This window comes from Arthrobacter sp. 9AX (assembly GCF_902506095.1).
GTDB lineage: Bacteria > Actinomycetota > Actinomycetes > Actinomycetales > Micrococcaceae > Arthrobacter.
In genome coordinates this window covers 1,457,710-1,474,357 of record NZ_LR733293.1, presented here as the reverse complement: position 1 = coordinate 1,474,357, position 16,648 = coordinate 1,457,710, and the positions used below count along the sequence as shown (strand labels likewise).

The 16,648-nt window shown below is 65.4% G+C and carries 16 protein-coding genes and 1 pseudogene; 5 read left to right on the top strand and 12 right to left on the bottom strand.

Features of this window, described 5'->3' with window-relative positions:
* Positions 1–14: 14 nt before the first annotated feature.
* Both BACI348_RS06785 and BACI348_RS06780 read right to left on the bottom strand, forming a co-directional pair.
* On the bottom strand, positions 15–1,214 hold the full coding sequence (locus BACI348_RS06785; RefSeq protein WP_159824525.1) for an amidohydrolase: 1,200 nt from the start codon (positions 1,212–1,214) through the stop codon (positions 15–17).
* 75 nt (positions 1,215–1,289) lie between these two features.
* A complete protein-coding gene (locus BACI348_RS06780) occupies positions 1,290–2,423 on the bottom strand; it encodes a mannose-1-phosphate guanylyltransferase (protein ID WP_159824524.1) in 1,134 nt (377 codons plus the stop codon).
* A gap of 264 nt (positions 2,424–2,687) precedes the next feature.
* On the opposite strand from BACI348_RS06780, the gene sdhC reads away from it, so the two are divergent.
* The 5 genes from sdhC (at position 2,688) to BACI348_RS06755 (ending at position 7,161) form a co-directional block, all read left to right on the top strand.
* A complete protein-coding gene (gene sdhC / locus BACI348_RS06775) occupies positions 2,688–3,068 on the top strand; it encodes a succinate dehydrogenase, cytochrome b556 subunit (protein WP_015936418.1) in 381 nt (126 codons plus the stop codon).
* Between the two features lie 3 nt (positions 3,069–3,071).
* Entirely contained in the window at positions 3,072–3,533 is a 462-nt protein-coding gene (locus BACI348_RS06770) for a succinate dehydrogenase hydrophobic membrane anchor subunit (RefSeq protein WP_159824523.1), read from the top strand.
* Positions 3,534–3,641: 108 nt separating this feature from the next.
* Positions 3,642–5,441, top strand: a complete 1,800-nt coding sequence (sdhA, locus tag BACI348_RS06765) for a succinate dehydrogenase flavoprotein subunit (protein WP_159824522.1) — start codon at positions 3,642–3,644, stop codon at positions 5,439–5,441.
* 1 nt (position 5,442) lies between these two features.
* Entirely contained in the window at positions 5,443–6,225 is a 783-nt protein-coding gene (locus tag BACI348_RS06760; protein ID WP_159824521.1) for a succinate dehydrogenase iron-sulfur subunit, read from the top strand.
* Positions 6,226–6,390: 165 nt separating this feature from the next.
* Positions 6,391–7,161: an alpha/beta hydrolase family protein gene (locus tag BACI348_RS06755; protein WP_159824520.1), complete on the top strand. Its 771-nt coding sequence runs from the start codon at positions 6,391–6,393 to the stop codon at positions 7,159–7,161.
* 21 nt (positions 7,162–7,182) lie between these two features.
* Here BACI348_RS06755 and BACI348_RS06750 read toward each other — a convergent pair whose 3' ends face one another.
* The 10 genes and pseudogenes from BACI348_RS06750 to glyA form a co-directional block, all read right to left on the bottom strand.
* Positions 7,183–8,157 carry a YihY/virulence factor BrkB family protein gene (locus BACI348_RS06750; protein ID WP_159824519.1) on the bottom strand — a complete coding sequence of 325 codons (975 nt, stop codon included), beginning with the start codon at positions 8,155–8,157 and terminating at the stop codon, positions 7,183–7,185.
* A gap of 58 nt (positions 8,158–8,215) precedes the next feature.
* Positions 8,216–8,917, bottom strand: a complete 702-nt coding sequence (locus BACI348_RS06745; RefSeq protein WP_159824518.1) for a 2'-5' RNA ligase family protein — start codon at positions 8,915–8,917, stop codon at positions 8,216–8,218.
* A 4-nt stretch (positions 8,918–8,921) separates the two neighbouring features.
* Complete coding sequence (gene trpS, locus BACI348_RS06740; RefSeq protein WP_159824517.1) at positions 8,922–9,965, bottom strand: tryptophan--tRNA ligase; 1,044 nt, start codon at positions 9,963–9,965, stop codon at positions 8,922–8,924.
* Positions 9,966–9,985: 20 nt separating this feature from the next.
* Positions 9,986–10,819: an exodeoxyribonuclease III gene (locus tag BACI348_RS06735; RefSeq protein ID WP_159824516.1), complete on the bottom strand. Its 834-nt coding sequence runs from the start codon at positions 10,817–10,819 to the stop codon at positions 9,986–9,988.
* Between the two features lie 10 nt (positions 10,820–10,829).
* Positions 10,830–11,387: a hypothetical protein gene (locus BACI348_RS06730; RefSeq protein WP_159824515.1), complete on the bottom strand. Its 558-nt coding sequence runs from the start codon at positions 11,385–11,387 to the stop codon at positions 10,830–10,832.
* A 141-nt stretch (positions 11,388–11,528) separates the two neighbouring features.
* Positions 11,529–12,362 carry an ABC transporter permease gene (locus tag BACI348_RS06725; protein WP_159824514.1) on the bottom strand — a complete coding sequence of 278 codons (834 nt, stop codon included), beginning with the start codon at positions 12,360–12,362 and terminating at the stop codon, positions 11,529–11,531.
* A pseudogene (locus BACI348_RS06720) lies at positions 12,359–13,110 on the bottom strand (ABC transporter permease). The gene BACI348_RS06725 and the pseudogene BACI348_RS06720 overlap by 4 nt, the downstream one beginning before the upstream one ends.
* A gap of 97 nt (positions 13,111–13,207) precedes the next feature.
* On the bottom strand, positions 13,208–14,125 hold the full coding sequence (locus BACI348_RS06715; RefSeq protein ID WP_201298495.1) for an ABC transporter ATP-binding protein: 918 nt from the start codon (positions 14,123–14,125) through the stop codon (positions 13,208–13,210).
* Positions 14,126–14,316: 191 nt separating this feature from the next.
* Positions 14,317–15,216 carry a bifunctional methylenetetrahydrofolate dehydrogenase/methenyltetrahydrofolate cyclohydrolase gene (locus BACI348_RS06710; RefSeq protein WP_159824512.1) on the bottom strand — a complete coding sequence of 300 codons (900 nt, stop codon included), beginning with the start codon at positions 15,214–15,216 and terminating at the stop codon, positions 14,317–14,319.
* A 3-nt stretch (positions 15,217–15,219) separates the two neighbouring features.
* Positions 15,220–16,518, bottom strand: coding sequence for a serine hydroxymethyltransferase (gene glyA / locus BACI348_RS06705; protein WP_159824511.1), 1,299 nt, complete (start codon positions 16,516–16,518; stop codon positions 15,220–15,222).
* Positions 16,519–16,648: the final 130 nt, after the last annotated feature.

Sequence of the window (16,648 nt, the reverse complement as noted above, 5' to 3'; positions counted from 1 at the left end):
ACCCGCCGCTCCGGCTAAAGGTCCCGGATGGTGCGCAGCGCCGCAGCGGTGAGCACCCTAATGCCCAGGCCCAGGGCCCGTTCGTCCAGGATGTAGTCGCCGCGGTGGAGATCGTATTCCTCGCCGCCGGGAGTCTTGGTGCCAAGCCGCATCATGGCGCCCGGAAGCTCCGCGAGGAACCAGGCGAAGTCCTCCCCGCCCATGGACTGGGGAGTCAGCACCACTGCGCTTTCACCGATTTCCGCGCGGGCGGATGCCTCGATGATGGCCGTCTCGTGTTCGGAGTTCACCACCGGAGGCACTCCCCTGGTGTGCTCCAGGCGCACGTCCACGCCGTACGGGGCAGCGACCTGGTGCACCACTTCGTCCAGGAGCTCGCCGGCGGCGTGCCAGGCTTCGCGGTCCAGGCAGCGCATGGTTCCGGCCATGTAGCCGGCACCGGGAATCGCGTTGGGTGCCGAACCGGCAGAGATCTGGCCCCAGACCACGGACACGCCGCTGCGGACATCCACCCGGCGGGAGAGGACAGCCGGGACATTCACGGCGATCTGCGCCAGGGCGAACACCAGGTCCTCGGTCAGGTGCGGACGCGAGGTGTGGCCGCCGCGGCCGGAAAGTTCGATCCGGATGGTGTCCGAGGCAGAGGTGATGGCGCCGATGCGCGTACCGATCTTGCCCACTTCAATGCGGGGATCGCAGTGCAGGGCCAGGATGCGGGGAACGCCGTCCAGTACGCCCTGCTCGATGCAGGAGTGTGCACCGCCGGGCATGGTTTCCTCGGCGGGCTGGAAGATGATGCGGATGCTGGCGCCGAGCGGTTCCTCCTGGTGCATGCGGTGCAGCACCAGGGCGATGCCCAGCATGGTGGTGGTGTGGACGTCGTGCCCGCAGGCGTGCGTTACACCGTGGTTTTTCGAGGCGAACGGCAGGCCGGTCTCTTCGATGATGGGCAGCGCATCGATGTCGCCGCGCAGGGCGGTGGCGATGGGCCCCTCCCCCACGTCCACGGTGAGCCCGGTGCCTTCCAGGCGCCGGGGCATGAGGCCTGCGGCTTCGAGGCGCTCTGCCAGCTTGTCAGTGGTGCGGAATTCCTTGAAGGACAGTTCCGGGTGCGCATGCAGGTCCCGGCGGAATTCGATCAGTTCCGGCAGGAGCGGTTCAAGCCAGGGTGCCACCAGTGCGGTGGGCTCGGCTTCCGTAGTGTAATTGCGCACTGCTTCACTCTAGCGAGGGTCGCGGTATTACGGGCATCGCGGTCCCCGCGTTACATCGGCGGGGACCGGTCCGGCCTAGAGAACGTCCGTGTCTCCGCTGGCCTTCAGGGCGTCGACGGCGGCCTTGACCCGCTGCGAGTTGGCCATGGTGGTCACCAGCAGGGCATCAGGGGTATCGACGATCACAACGTCCTGGATCCCGATCAGGGCGATCACCCGTTTGGTGTCGGTGACCACCACGCCGCTGGAGTTCTCCGTGAACACCCGCGCCCCTTCGCCGAGCACGGTGACGTCGTCCACTTCCTTGGCACTGTTGAGCCGGCCCACGGAAGCGAAGTCACCGACGTCATCCCAGCGGAAGGAGCCAGGTACGACGGCGACGTCCCCGGCTTCGGCGGCAGGCTCGGCCACCGCGTAGTCGATGGCAATCTTGGGCAGGGTGGGCCAGACGCGGGCCGTGACCTCGTCGCGGGCGGGGGTGTCCCAGGCGCGGGCGATTTCCTGAAGGCCCTGAAACAGTTCGGGCTGGTTGGCCTCGAGGTGCTTGAGCAGGAGGGCAACGGGGGCGACGAACATGCCGGCGTTCCACACGTAGTTCCCGCTATCCACGTACTGCTGAGCCACTTCCTCGTTCGGCTTTTCAACGAACTCCACCACATCCTGGGCGCTGGGCGCACCATCGATGCGCAGGCCCTGGCCCGAACGGATGTACCCGAACCCGGTGGAGGGGTGGGTGGGCTTGATGCCGATGGTGACGATCTTGCCGGCAGCGGCGGTATAAATGGCCTCGCGAACCGCCTCCTGGAAGAGGCTGTCCGGGCTGATCACATGGTCCGCGGCGAAGGAACCCATGATGGTGTCCGGGTCGCGTTCGTGCAGGATGGCTGCGGCAAGGCCGATGGCCGCGCCGGAGTCCTTGGGCTCGGATTCGAGGACCAAGTCCGCGTCCGAGACTTCCGGAAGCTGCCGGCACACAGCTTCACGGTGGGCCTGCCCGGTAACCACCAGGACCCGCGTGCCGGCCAGCGGCTGCAGGCGGTCATAGGTGGCGCGCAGCAATGTGCTGCCCGAGCCGGTGAGGTCATGAAGGAACTTGGGAGCTGCGGCTCGCGACAGGGGCCAAAGGCGGGTCCCCACTCCGCCGGCCGGGATCACCGCAATGAAGCGGTCAAGGGGTGAAACCGGGCTTGTCACTTTGTCTGTACTCATCAAGGCCTACTTTAGCCGACCACCCGCAGCAGCCCCCTTTCGGCCCCTTTCCGGAGCAACCAGACTTCATCAGGGCGCGCGATTGTGGCGTTTGTCTCATTAATCAATGAAATCCTTGCCGTTGCTGGGCACCAAGGAGTTCCTAAATTGAATAAGCTGTGAGCGGAGCCTAGATTTAGGCCTGAGCTACGAGTGCTCTCGCAGCAGGCGTTCCCCCCGCGTGGATCTCATGCCAGCGCCGCTGTGTTGCAGGGAGGTTTATCAGTGCCGACAAAACCAGCTGGCACCTTGTACCGCGGCCGTGAAGGCATGTGGTCCTGGGTAGGACACCGTATTACCGGTGTAGTGATCTTTTTCTTCTTGTTGGTCCACGTTTTGGACACCTCCTTGGTGCGTGTGTCTCCCGAGGCCTACACCGCGGTGATCGGTGCTTACAAGAACCCCCTCATGGCCCTGGGTGAGACCGGCCTTGTTGCGGCCATCGTCTTCCACGCCTTCAACGGTCTGCGCATTATTGCGGTGGACTTCTGGAAGAAGGGCGCAAAGTACCAGCGCCAGATGCTCTGGGCAGTCCTGGGCCTCTGGGTGGTCACCATGGTCGCCTTCTCCATCCGCCACCTGTCCCTCGCGCTCGGAGGTCACTAAGCCATGTCCGCAACGATTGAGAGCCCGCGCAGCGGGCGGATCGCGCCCCAGTACCGCCGCAACGGCGGCAGCCGTGGCAACTTCGAAATGATCGCCTGGTTGTTCATGCGGTTGTCCGGCGTGGTGCTTGTGGTCCTGATCTTCGGCCACCTCTTTGTAAACCTCATGGTGGGCGAAGGCATCCACGCCATCGACTTTGGTTTCGTGGCCGGCAAGTGGGCCGACCCGTTCTGGCAGTTCTGGGACCTCGCCATGCTGTGGCTGGCCATGCTGCACGGCACCAACGGCGTCCGCACCATCATCAACGACTACGCCGAGAAGGACTCAACCCGCCGCTGGCTGAAGACCGTCCTGTACTCGGCTACGGTCGTCATCATTGTCCTGGGCACCCTGGTGATCTTCACCTTCAACCCCTGCCCGGTGGTGGACGGCGTTCCCCTGCCCGGCGGCTTCTGCCCTGCCTAGCACCGGCAACTTCCCGGGCCCGCGGGTACAACCGCGGGCCTTGTTTTGCGGAGCAGGCAACGCCCGCCCGTTGTTTTATTGCGAATTTTGAGAGAAAGAGCGTCTGGTATGCAGGTCCATAAGTACGACGTCGTCATCGTCGGTGCCGGTGGCGCTGGCATGCGCGCGGCGATCGAATCCGGTCAACGCGCCCGCACAGCAGTACTGACCAAGCTCTACCCCACCCGCTCGCACACCGGTGCGGCACAGGGTGGCATGTGTGCAGCACTCGCCAATGTCGAGGAAGACAACTGGGAGTGGCACACGTTCGACACCGTCAAGGGCGGCGACTACCTGGTTGACCAGGACGCCGCGGAGGTGATGGCCAAAGAGGCCATCGACGCCGTGCTGGACCTTGAGAAGATGGGCCTGCCGTTCAACCGCACGCCCGAGGGCCGCATCGACCAGCGCCGTTTCGGCGGCCACACCCGCGACCACGGCAAGGCACCTGTCCGCCGCGCCTGCTACGCAGCTGACCGCACGGGACACATGATCCTGCAGACGCTGTACCAAAACTGCGTCAAGCACAACGTTGAGTTCTACAACGAGTACTACGTGCTGGACCTCCTTACGGTCGAGGAAGACGCCGTCCGCGAAGACGGCACGCCGTACAAGCAGAAGCGCGTGGCCGGCGTCGTGTCCTATGACCTCGCTTCGGGCGAACTGCACGTCTTCCAGGCAAAGTCCGTGGTGTTCGCCTCCGGCGGCGCCGGCAAGGTCTTCAAGACCACCTCCAACGCCCACACCCTCACCGGTGACGGCATGGGCATCGCCTTCCGCCGGGGCATCCCGCTGGAGGACATGGAGTTCTTCCAGTTCCACCCGACCGGCCTCGCCGGCCTGGGCATCCTCCTCTCCGAAGCCGCCCGCGGCGAAGGCGCCATCCTGCGCAACTCGGAGGGTGAGCGGTTCATGGAACGCTACGCGCCCACCATCAAGGACCTGGCGCCGCGTGACATCGTGGCCCGCTCCATGGCCAACGAGGTCCGTGAAGGCCGCGGCTGCGGCCCGAACAAGGACTACGTCCTCCTGGACCTCACCCACCTGGAGCCGGCGCACATCGACGCCAAGCTCCCGGACATCACCGAGTTCGCCCGTACCTACCTCGGCGTGGAGCCCTACACCGAACCCGTTCCCGTGTTCCCCACCGCGCACTACGCCATGGGCGGCATCCCCACCAACATCACCACCGAGGTCCTGCAGGACAACGACACCGTGGTCCCCGGGCTGTATGCAGCCGGTGAGGTTGCCTGCGTGTCCGTCCACGGTTCCAACCGTCTGGGCACCAACTCCCTGCTGGACATCAACGTGTTCGGCAAGCGCGCCGGCATCGCTGCAGCCGAGTACGCCAAGACTGCCGACTACGTGGAACTGCCGGAGAACCCCCTGGCGTACACCACCGAACTGCTGGACATTGCCCGCAACGGCACAGGCGACGAAAAGGTGGCCCAGATCCGCAAGGAACTGCAGGACACCATGGACGCCAACATGCAGGTGTTCCGCACCGCGGACACCCTGAACCAGGTCCTGCGCGACATCGCCTCCTTCGAGGAGCGGTACAAGCGCATCAATGTCCAGGACAAGGGGAAGCGCTTCAACCTTGACCTGCTCGAGGCCGTTGAACTCGGCTTCCTGCTGGAGCTGGCCAAGGTCATGACCGTAGCAGCCCTGCACCGTGAGGAATCCCGCGGAGGACACTTCCGCGAGGACTTCCCGGACCGCGACGACGAAAAATTCATGAAGCACTCCATGGCGTACAAGGACGACCACGCCCCGGCGGACGGATCGGCAGAAGCAATTGCCGGAATCCGTCTGGCCACGAAGCCGGTTGTCTTTACCCGCTACGAGCCGATGGTGAGGAAGTACTAAGATGACCGCTGAAATCGCTGAGCCAGCCTCAAAGGTTGAACTTCCTGCCAGCGTTGGCGGGGGCGGGGAAATCCCCACGTTTGATGTGCACATGCGCGTCCGCCGCTACAACCCGGAAGTTTCGGGCGAGGCCACCTGGGACGACTACCACCTGACCATGTACGGCACGGACCGCGTGCTGGATGCCCTGCACAAGGTCAAGTGGGAGATCGACGGCAGCCTCTCCTTCCGCCGTTCCTGCGCCCACGGTGTGTGCGGCTCCGATGCCATGCGCATCAACGGCCGTAACCGCCTCGCCTGCAAGACCCTCCTGAAGGACCTGGACACCTCCAAGCCCATCACGGTGGAACCCATCAAGGGCCTTCCTGTGGAGAAGGACCTGATCGTGGACATGGAACCGTTCTTCCAGTCCTACCGGGAGGTCATGCCGTTCCTGATCAACAAGGGCCACGAGCCCACCCGGGAACGCCTGCAGTCCCCCGAGGACCGTGAGCGCTTCGATGACACCACCAAGTGCATCCTCTGCGCTGCCTGCACATCCTCCTGCCCGGTGTTCTGGACCGACGGCCAGTACTTCGGCCCTGCCGCGATCGTCAACGCGCACCGCTTCATCTTCGACTCACGCGATGACGCCGGCGACATGCGCCTGGAGATCCTCAACGACAAGGAAGGCGTGTGGCGCTGCCGCACCACCTTCAACTGCTCCGAAGCTTGCCCCCGCGGTATCCAGGTGACCCAGGCGATCGCCGAGGTCAAGCAGGCCATCCTCTCCCGCAAGATCTGACCAAGGATCAAGCAGACGACGGCGCCGTCCCCACCTGAGGGGGATCGGCGCCGTCGTTGTTTCACCAGTTGAGCACCTCCGCACGAGCTGTCACCCTTGGTCCCAACCCACCGGTTTCGGGAACCAAAAATGGCAGGGCATCCGCATCAAACGAAAGGGGACAACGTGTCCCGCTCCGAAAAGGTCTCGTTCGCCGGGTCGACCGGCGAAATGCTCTCCGGCATCATCGACGTTCCGGAAGGCCCGGTCAAGGGCTGGGGCGTCTTCTCGCACGGATTCACGCTGGGCAAGGACGCACCCTCGGCCTCACGGATGTGCAAGGCGCTGGCGGACAGCGGCGTGGGCATGCTGCGGTTCGACAACCTGGGCCTTGGCGGGTCCGCGGGCGAGTGGTCCGCGGGCTCCTTCAGCCACAAGGTGGCGGACACCGTCAAGGCGGCCGAGTTCATGCGCGCCCAGGGGAAAGCGATCTCACTGCTGGTGGGCCACTCCTTCGGCGGCGCAGCCGTGCTGGCCGCCGCGCGGGAGATCCCCGAGCTCGACGCCGTCGCCACGGTGGGGGCGCCTTTTTCACCCAAGCACGTGGCGCATGTGTTTGACGCGGCCCTGGACAAGATCCTGAGCGAAGGCAGCGCGGAGGTGGACCTGGGCGGGAAGCGCGTGGAGATCCGCAAGCACTTTGTGGAGGACCTGGAAAACGCGGACCTGACGGACTGCATCAAGCAGCTGCACAAGCCGCTGATGGTGCTCCACTCCCCCACCGACAACACCGTGGGGATCGAAAACGCCAGCACCATTTTCCAGACCGCACGGCATCCGCGGAACTTCGTCTCCCTCGAAGGCAGCGACCACCTCCTCACCGGCAAGGGCCAGGCGGCGCGGGCTGCCAGGATCATCGCGGCCTGGGCCGACCAGTACCTCGACGCCGGGCAGTAGCGGGAGCCCCTGTTCGCCCGGTCAGGTATGCGGCGTGGTGCGGCGCGAGCCGAGGATTGTTTTGTGCGGGGTCTCGCCGCCCTTCAGGTCCGCCTCCCGGATGGCGGCCCAGCCCGCAGAGACGAGGTAGACCTGGCTGACCAGGTTGAACCAGATCAGCAGGCCGATGATGATGGCGAACGGCGCCAGGATGGGATTACGGCCCGCGCCGGCGAGCAGTTCGGTGCTGAAGATCTGCAGGATGGTGGTGCCCAGTGCCGCCAGGATGGTGCTTTCGAGCAGCGCACGGCGGGACAGCTTCAGCCCGGCGGCCAGCCGGAACATAATGAGCGCGGTCACCCAGCTCAGGACCAGCGGGACCGCAATCTTGATGGACGTGGTCAGCGGACCCGCCACGGCGTCGTTGAGCCGCAGTGCGTCCGCCACCCAGCCGGCGGCGGTACCAAACACCAGGGAAGCTCCGGCGCTGATCACCAGGGCGACGCCCAGCAGGAGGAGGGTGCCGGCGTCGCGCAGCTTCATCAGGACAGGGTTGACCACCAGCGGCGGCAGCTGCATCACTCCGCGCACCCCGTCCCGCAAACCGGCAATCCAGCCCAGCGATGTGATGACCGTGACCACGGCGGCGACGAGGGCCGTCAGACCCAGGCCGTCCGGGTTGAGCAGGTCCTGCGGGTCCACCAGGCCTTCGCCGCCGTTCACCTTCAGCAGCCCGGGCGCGCTTTGTGCCACGCTGGCGACGATGGTGTCCAGAAGCGCCGGCTGGCCGCGCAGCACCAGGCCGGCGATGGAAAAGCCGGTGGCCAGCAGGCCCGTGATGGAGAAGAACATGTTGAAGCCGATGCCGGCACTCATCAGCGGGCCGTGCTGGAGCGTGTAGTGCTTGAAGGCGCGCATGGGCCGGAAGGCATTAAGCCTGGCGAGCAGCCATTGGACCGTGGCCATCACGGTGGCGAAGAAGCCCCCGCCTGACCGGCGCACCTTGCCCAGCTCCATCCGCTTCTGGATGACGGCAAGCTTGAGCCGGGCTTGTTCCGTGGGAAGTGGCTGCTGTTCAGCCTGCTTCGGATGCTGTGTCCGCGCCGGCGTCCGTGAATCGGGTGCCGGCGTCGTTGTCAGTTTCGGTCCCAAAGTCCAGCTCTTCCCGTAGCTGCCAGATGCCGTCCGCATCGTGCTCGTAGAGTCCCATGCTAACCACGGGGAAGGTGGCTCTGTAGTTTCTGAGTACCGTTTCGGCCTCATCGAGGCTTTCCGGGGCGACGTCGTGGGCGATGGTGACGTGCGGATGGTAGGCGAAGGGCAGGTCACGCTGGAGGGGACCCTGCTGGAGCTTTTCGTGCAGCTCGACGCACGCTTCAAAGCCTTCCGCCACGTTAATGAAGACCACGGGCGAGACCGGACGGAATGTCCCGGTCCCGGCGATGGTGACCATAAAGGGGCTTTGGCGGCGGGCCACGTCCCGCACGTGTTCCAGGGTGGCTTCCCAGTCCCGGGTAGGCGTGGTGGTCACCAGTGTGATGTGGGCCGGCACCACGCCCGCCTGCGGATCCCCGAAGGAAGCCCGCCACCGCTGCAGTTCCTCGGCCACCTCCGGCGGGAAGCCCAGGATGACGCCTACGCTGACGTTTTCCGTCCTTGAGGGGCCCTGTCCGGCCGGGCCGGTGTCCTTCGCTGGGTCGCCTGGGGGGTTACCGGGCCTGCCCGCTGCCTGAATGGAGCGGGAGCCTTCCCTTGCGGTGACTTTGCTGGATGGCATGGCGCTAGCGGACTCCAGCGAGGGAGAAGGACGGCAGGAAGCCCATGCGCTCATACACCTGGCCAAGGGTCACCGACGCTATTTCACGCGCCCGCTCGGCGCCGTGGGCCAGCAGCCGGTCCAGTTCCGCCGGGTCCTCCATCAGCTCGTTGGTGCGGTCCCGCAGCGGCGTCACGAACTCCACCACTACCTCGGCGAGGTCCACCTTGAGGTGGCCGTACATCTTGCCCTGGTACTCGGCTTCGAGATCTGCCACGGACTTGCCCGTGAGGGAGGAGTAGATGGTGAGCAGGTTGGAGATGCCTGGCTTTTCCTCTTGGTCGAACCTGATGTCCGTGCCCGCATCGGTCACTGCGGACTTGATGCGCTTGGCAGCCACCTTGGGATCCTCCAGCAGCTGGATGGCGCCGTTGGGCGATTCCCCGGTCTTGGACATCTTGGCGCTGGGGTTCTGGAGGTCGTAGATCTTGGCGCGTTCCTTCACGATGGTGGCTTCCGGGACCGTGAAGGTGGGGCCGAACTTAGTATTGAAGCGCTGGGCGAGGTTGCGGGTCAGCTCCAGGTGCTGGCGCTGGTCCTCCCCCACCGGCACAAGGTCGGTCTGGTACAGGAGGATGTCGGCGGCCATGAGCGTGGGGTACGCGAACAGTCCCAGGGTGGCGGCGTCGGCGCCGGACTTCTGGGTTTTGTCCTTGAACTGGGTCATCCGGGACGCTTCGCCGAAACCGGTGATGCAGTTCAGGGCCCAGGCCAGCTGCGCGTGTTCGGGCACGTGGGACTGGACGAAGAAGATGCTTTTGTCCGGATCGATACCCGCTGCGATGTACTGGGCTGCCACGATGCGGGTCCGCTTGGCCAGTTCGGCGGGGTCGAAGTCCACGGTGATGGCGTGCAGGTCGGGGATGAAGAACACAGCATCGTACTCGGCCTGCATATCCACCCAGTTGCGGACGGCACCGATGTAGTTGCCCAGGTGCAGGGAGTCTGCCGTGGGCTTGGCGCCGGAGAGGATGCGCTTTTTGGGTGCAGGGGAAGTCTGGCTAGTCATGGGGATGAAACCTTCGGGGCTTAGAGCTGGTAGTCCACTACAAGCGGTGCATGGTCGGAGAAGCGGGTGTCCCACGAGGCTGCCCGGTCAACAACCGCCGAGATGGCGGCCGAAGCCAATTCCGGCGTGGCCAGGTGGTAGTCGATGCGCCAACCTGTGTCGTTGTCGAATGCCTTGCCGCGCTGGGACCACCAGGTGTAGGGACCGTCGACGTCGCCGGCAAGGTTGCGGTGGACGTCCTGCCAGCCGATTTCCTCGCCGAAGAACCTGTCGAAGTACGCACGTTCCTCCGGCAGGTGGCCCGCCTTCTTGACGTTGGGCTTCGAGTTCCGGATGTCCCGGGGAGTGTGGGCCACGTTGAGGTCGCCCACCACCAGTGCATGGTCGCTGTGCTTGGTCAGCTCCGGCAGGCGGGTGCTCATCGCGTCGAGGAACCGGAACTTGTCATCCTGCTTGGGGGTGCCCACCTCGCCGGAATGGACGTAGGCGCTGGCCACCGTGAGCTGGACCGGGTGGCCAACAGCGTCGGCGAACCGGAAATCGGCCTCCACCCAGCGGCCTGCGGTGGCGAAGTAGTCGTCACCGATGCCGTTCCGGGTTTCCAGGGGTTCCTCGCGCGAGGCGATGGCGACGCCGGCGCGGCCCTTCGCCTCTGCCTCGGCGTGCAGGATGTGCCACCCGTCGCCCAGCAGCGCACGGACGATTGCGTCCGGCGCGCGGACTTCCTGAAGGCAGAGGATGTCCACTTCGCGCGGCTCAAGCCAGGCCGCCATACCGTTCTTGTAGGCAGCCCGAAGGCCGTTGACGTTAACGGATGCGATGCGAAGGTGGTCCTTCTTCAATGCCGAGCTCACCCGCTCCACTCTAGTCGATGATGGTTCCGGTGACCGGCTCTCCATTGCCGGAGGACTTGATCATGTCCCTGGCGTTCGTCGCGGTGATCTCGATGGTTTCAAGGGCCCGGTTGATGGTGTCCTGGTTGGCAGCAGCACCCTTGGCGCGCTCCTCCTCCACCACCCGGATCTGCACCTGGACAATCTTGAAGGAGTGGTCCAGCTTGAGGTCGCGGATTTCGTCCGCCTGGCTGCGTTCGGCCACTACCCGGGTTCCGCCCTGGTCAGCCCCCGCGTAGGGGCCGCGCCCGGCAGCGGTGGTGAAGGCGTTCTGGGCTTCCGTCAGCTTGGCTCCGGCCTTCTTGGCGGCCTTCTGGATGCTGAAGACCACAAAGGACGCAAGGGCCAGCCAGAAGAAAGCGATGGCGGCAACCACCCAGCCCACCACGTCGTTCTGGTTGGCCGCGAAGATCACGGCCACAACGAATGCGGTGACCAGGACCATCAGTCCCGGCCCGCTGATGCGGAACATGGAGAATCCGCCCCTGGCGGGTTTGGAGGATGACGTGGAGTTGCCCAGTGATTGCATGCACCCATTCTCTCAAACGCCCGAGTATGCTCCGGCCGCCTTCCACCCCGGGCGAACAACCCGTTCCCTCTCCCAGGCAGGTAGCGCCACGAGTCCTTTTGGAGCCTCAACACGGCACTTGGCGCTACCCGGTTGGTCGGGCTACTTCAGGAACAGCTGGCGCAGCCGCGTGGTGGTGAGCAGCATCCCGGCGGCGGTCATCACCAGGTAGTAGCCGATGTGGATGGCGGTGGCCGCAGTGAACGTACCAACGCTGATTTGGCGCAGCAACTCCACCCCGTGCCACAGCGGCATCGCCTGGATAAGCCATTGGATTGCCTGCGGGTACACACTCAGCGGGTAGAACGTTGCGCTGAACAGGAACATGGGCAGCATGATGAAGTTGATCCAGTCCATCTGCTGGAAGGTCTTCAGGAAACTCGTGATGCCCATGCCGATGCTGGCGAACCCGAAGGCGATCAACACGGACGCCGGGACCATGAGCAGGGCCCAGGGCGTGGTGATCAGGCCCATCACCCCCATCACGGCGGTGAAACCCAGGGCGTAGAGGAGCCCGCGCAGCAGGGCCAGGAAGATCTCACCCAAGGCAACATCCAGGGGGCCCAGCGAGGTATAGAGCATCCCCTGGTAGAGCTTGGCGAAGTTCATCTTGAAGAACACGTTCCAGGTGGAGTCGTAGACCGCCCCGTTCATGGCGGAAACGGCCAACAGCGCCGGCGCGATGTAGGCCGCGTAACTGATGTCCCCGCCATCAGGCCCCTGCACCGATCCCACGACCGCCCCGAGCCCCACACCCATGGAGATCAGGAACAGGACCGGTTCGAAGAAGCCGGAGAGCATCACGAGCCAGTTGGTGCTCCTGGTGGCCAGCAGTCCACGCGAAATCACAGCCCTGGCGTTGCGTGAGTAGAGCGGTCCGAAAGTCCTGTTGCGGGCCGCCTCCGGAGCACCGCCCCTTTCAAGGTCCACGGTCATCGCCCCATCCTCGCTGCGAACTGCCGCCGCGTCAGGAACCAGCCCACCACCGCCAGCCCCACCAGCACCACAACGTGCAGGACGGTCAGCAACGGGGGCTCCTGGTAGCCGTAGGTGAAGACTCTTCCCAGCTCGGTGCCATGCCAGATCGGGGAGATCCAGCCGATCCACCGCACGGCAAGCGGCAGGCTGTCCAGGGGAAAGAACGTTCCGGAAAACAGGAAGAGCGGCATCACGATGAAACGCATCACCAGCGCAAACTGGCCTTTGTCCTCGGTGATGGACGCCGAATAGGCCATCAGCGGCAATCCGAATGAAAGCGCCGCCAGCGTGGCCACCAGGATGGTTACCCAGCCCCACCCGCCGGGTGCGGCGCCAAACAGGGCAACGGCAGCAAAGTAGATGGCCGACTGCAGCAGGAACCGCAGGGTCACCGCCATGATGTGCCCGGCCGCGATCTGCTGGGGCGTCAGCGGCGAGGCGTGCGGGCCGTAGTAGGTCCGGCGCCACTTGAAGCCGCCCATCACGGGAAAGGTGAATTCGTTGGCTGCCGTCATCACCGCCGCCGAGACCAACAGTGCGGGCGCCACGTCACGTATCCCACTCCCCCGAAGGCTCCCCCGCCCTGCGCGTCCACCAGGGTGGCCAGGCCCACGCCCATGGCGAAGAGATAGGCCACCGGATGGCCCACACTGTACATCAGAAGGGACCAGCTATACCCCTTCATGACCCGGAGCACATGCTCCATGTAGTAGAAAGCACCCCAGCGGCGCGCTTTTGCCGCTGCCTCTTCCGGGCCGTGGGGGACGGAAAAGCGGCGGGTGGCCGGGCCGGCCAGCGTCTCGTCAGTCAACGAGGCTCCTGCCGGTCAGCCGCAGGAACACGTCTTCCAGCGAGGACCTGCGGACCAGCGAGGTCAGCGGCCTCAGGCCGCGGGACGCCACCTGTTCAAGGGCTGACTCGCCGTCGTGCGCGTAAATCAGAACCCGGTCCGGCAGCACCTCAAGCCGTTCCCCGATGCCGTCCAGTTCCGCGGCGATGGTGGTGTTCCGCTCGGAGCCGAAGCGCAGCTCCACCACTTCCCGGGTGGAGTGGCCGCGGATCAGCTGGGCTGGTGAGCCCTCGGCCATGATGCGGCCCTTGTCCACCACGATGAGCCGGTCGCAGAGCTGCTCGGCCTCGTCCATGTAGTGGGTGGTGAGGATCAGGGTGACACCCTGCTCCTTGAGCCGGAAGAGCCGGTCCCAGAGGATGTGCCGGGCCTGCGGGTCCAGGCCCGTGGTGGGTTCGTCCAGCAGCAGGATCTGCGGCTCGTTGATCAGCGAGCGGGCGATGGTCAGGCGCCGTTTCATGCCGCCGGACAGCGCGTCCACTTTGGACTTCGCCTTGTCGGTCAGCTGTGCGAACTCGAGCAGTTCATCGGCCTTTGGCTTGAGGTAGCTCATGGGCAGGCCAAAGTACCGGCCGTAGACCAGCAGGTTGTCCCGGACCCGGAGTTCCTCGTCCAGGTTGTCCTGCTGCGGCACCACGCCCAGGTGCGCACGCACTTCCGGTCCGTACGAATCGGGGTCAAGGCCCATGATATGGAGGTTGCCGGACGTGCGGCCGGTGACGCCGCCGATCATCTTCATGGTGGTGGACTTGCCGGCGCCGTTGGGTCCCAGCAGGCCGAAGGACTCCCCCGCCGGGACGCTGAAGGAAATGCCGTCCACGGCGGTCACGTCGCCGTACTTTTTGGTGAGGTTTTCGGCGGTGATGACCATGCGGGGCGACTTCCGGCCGCCCGCCCGGGATGTGGAGGGCAGGATGGCTTCGTTGTGCACCCTCCGCAGACTAGCCCGGCCCGGGGACAAACGGTAGTACCGTCCTGCTTAACCCAGGCGGGTTAACTACGACGGCGGCAGGTGCCTTCGCTGGAAAGGGCACCTGCCGCCGTCGTACTTTTGCCCGGAGACTAGGCGATGCCCGCCTTGCGCTCCGCGGCTTCCACCACGTTGGTCATCAGCAGCGCCACGGTCATCGGACCGACGCCGCCCGGGTTCGGCGAAATCCAGCCTGCTACCTCGGCAGCGGCGGGATCGATGTCGCCGTGGACGCGGCTCTTGCCGGTCTCGGGGTCCGTTTCGCGGGTAACACCGACGTCGAGCACGGCTGCGCCGGGCTTCACGTCAGCGGCCTTGACGATGTGCTTGGCACCCGCCGCGCCGACGATGACGTCCGCCTGGCGCAGCAGCTCCGAAAGGTTCTTGGTTCCGGTGTGCGTCAGGGTCACCGTGGCGTTCACGGCCCGCCGCGTGAGCAGCAGGCCGATCGAGCGGCCGATGGTGACGCCGCGGCCAACCACCACCACGTGCTTTCCCTTGAGGCTGTAGCCGTTGCGCTCCAGGAGCTCGATCACGCCGCGGGGCGTGCACGGCAGCGGAGAAGTGATCTCCCCGTTGACGTTGAGCACCAGCCGGCCCAGGTTGGTGGGGTGCAGGCCGTCGGCATCCTTGGCCGGGTCGATGCGCTCGAGGATGGCGTCCGTGTCGAGGTGCTTGGGCAGCGGCAGCTGCACGATGTACCCGTGGCAGGCAGGGTCTGCGTTGAGTTCGTCAATGAGGGCCTCCACCTGTTCCTGGGTGGCATCGGCGGGCAGCTCGCGCTGGATCGAGTTCATCCCGATCTCCTCGGACTGCCTGTGCTTCATGGACACATACAGCTGGGAGGCCGGGTCCGCGCCCACCAGCACGGTGGCGATGCCGGGGGTGATGCCGCGGGCTTTCAGTGCCGCCACACGCTCGGCCAGCTCGGATTTGATGGCGCCAGCGGCTGCCTTGCCATCGAGGATCCGGGCAGTCTTGGTTTCAGTCATGGATCACCACTGCTCGTGGGTGGGGTACAGCGGGAAGTCAGCGGCGAGCTTGTCCACGCGGGTCTGCAGGGCTTCCACGTCGGCGCTGTTGCCGGCCTTGAGCGCGGTGGCGATGATCTCCGCAACCTCTGTGAACTCGGTGGCGCCGAAGCCGCGGGTGGCCAGGGCCGGGGTGCCGATGCGCAGGCCGGAGGTGACCATGGGCGGGCGGGGGTCGAACGGCACAGCGTTGCGGTTGACCGTGATGCCCACGGAGTGCAGGAGGTCTTCCGCCTGCTGGCCGTCCAGCTGGGAGTTGCGCAGGTCAACGAGGACCAGGTGCACGTCCGTGCCGCCGGTCAGGACGGAGACGCCGGCCTCGGCGACGTCTGCCTGGTTGAGGCGGTCGGCGATGATCCTGGCGCCTTCAAGGACACGCTCCTGGCGCTCCTTGAATTCCACGGTGCCGGCGATCTTGAAGGCCACGGCCTTGGCCGCAATGACGTGCATGAGCGGGCCGCCCTGCTGGCCAGGGAAGACGTTGGAGTTCAGCTTCTTGGCCCATTCCTGCTTGGCCAGGATCACGCCGGAGCGGGGACCGGCGAGGGTCTTGTGCACCGTGGAGGTGACGACGTCGGAGTGCGGCACCGGGCTCGGGTGCAGGCCGGCGGCAACCAGGCCGGCGAAGTGCGCCATGTCCGTCCAGAGCAGTGCGCCCACCTCGTCCGCGATGGAACGGAAGGCTGCGAAGTCCAGATGGCGCGGGTAGGCGGACCAGCCGGCGATGATGACCTGCGGCTTCTCGGCGATGGCCTGCTCACGCAGCTTGTCCATGTCGATGCGGAAGTTGTCTTCCTCCACCTGGTAGGCAGCCACGTTGTACAGCTTGCCGGAGAAGTTCAGCTTCATGCCGTGGGTCAGGTGGCCGCCGTGGGCCAGGGACAGGCCCAGGATCTTGTCGCCAGGGGTGATCATGGCGGAGAGTGCAGCGGCGTTGGCCTGCGCACCGGAGTGCGGCTGGACGTTGGCGTACTCGGCGCCGAAGAGGGCCTTGACCCTGTCGATGGCCAACTGCTCGGCAACGTCAACGTATTCGCAGCCGCCGTAGTAGCGGCGGCCCGGGTAGCCTTCGGCGTACTTGTTGGTCAGGACGGAGCCCTGGGCTTCCATCACAGCGCGGGGGGCGAAGTTTTCGGAAGCAATCATTTCCAGGGTGCCGCGCTGGCGGCCGAGCTCCTGGTCCAGGACTGCTGCGATTTCGGGGTCAAGCTCAGCCAGCGGCTGGTTGCTGACGGCGGTGGTTGAAGTGGCTGTAGTAGTCACGAAGAACTCCTGGCTAGGGATACGGGCACTGCTTAGGTCAGGCTACCGGCTGGCGCACCCGCACACCGCCTTGTGACAGGACGGGGTGGAAGCGCGTGTATGGTGCTGCAGTTCTAACGCGGGTGCAGCC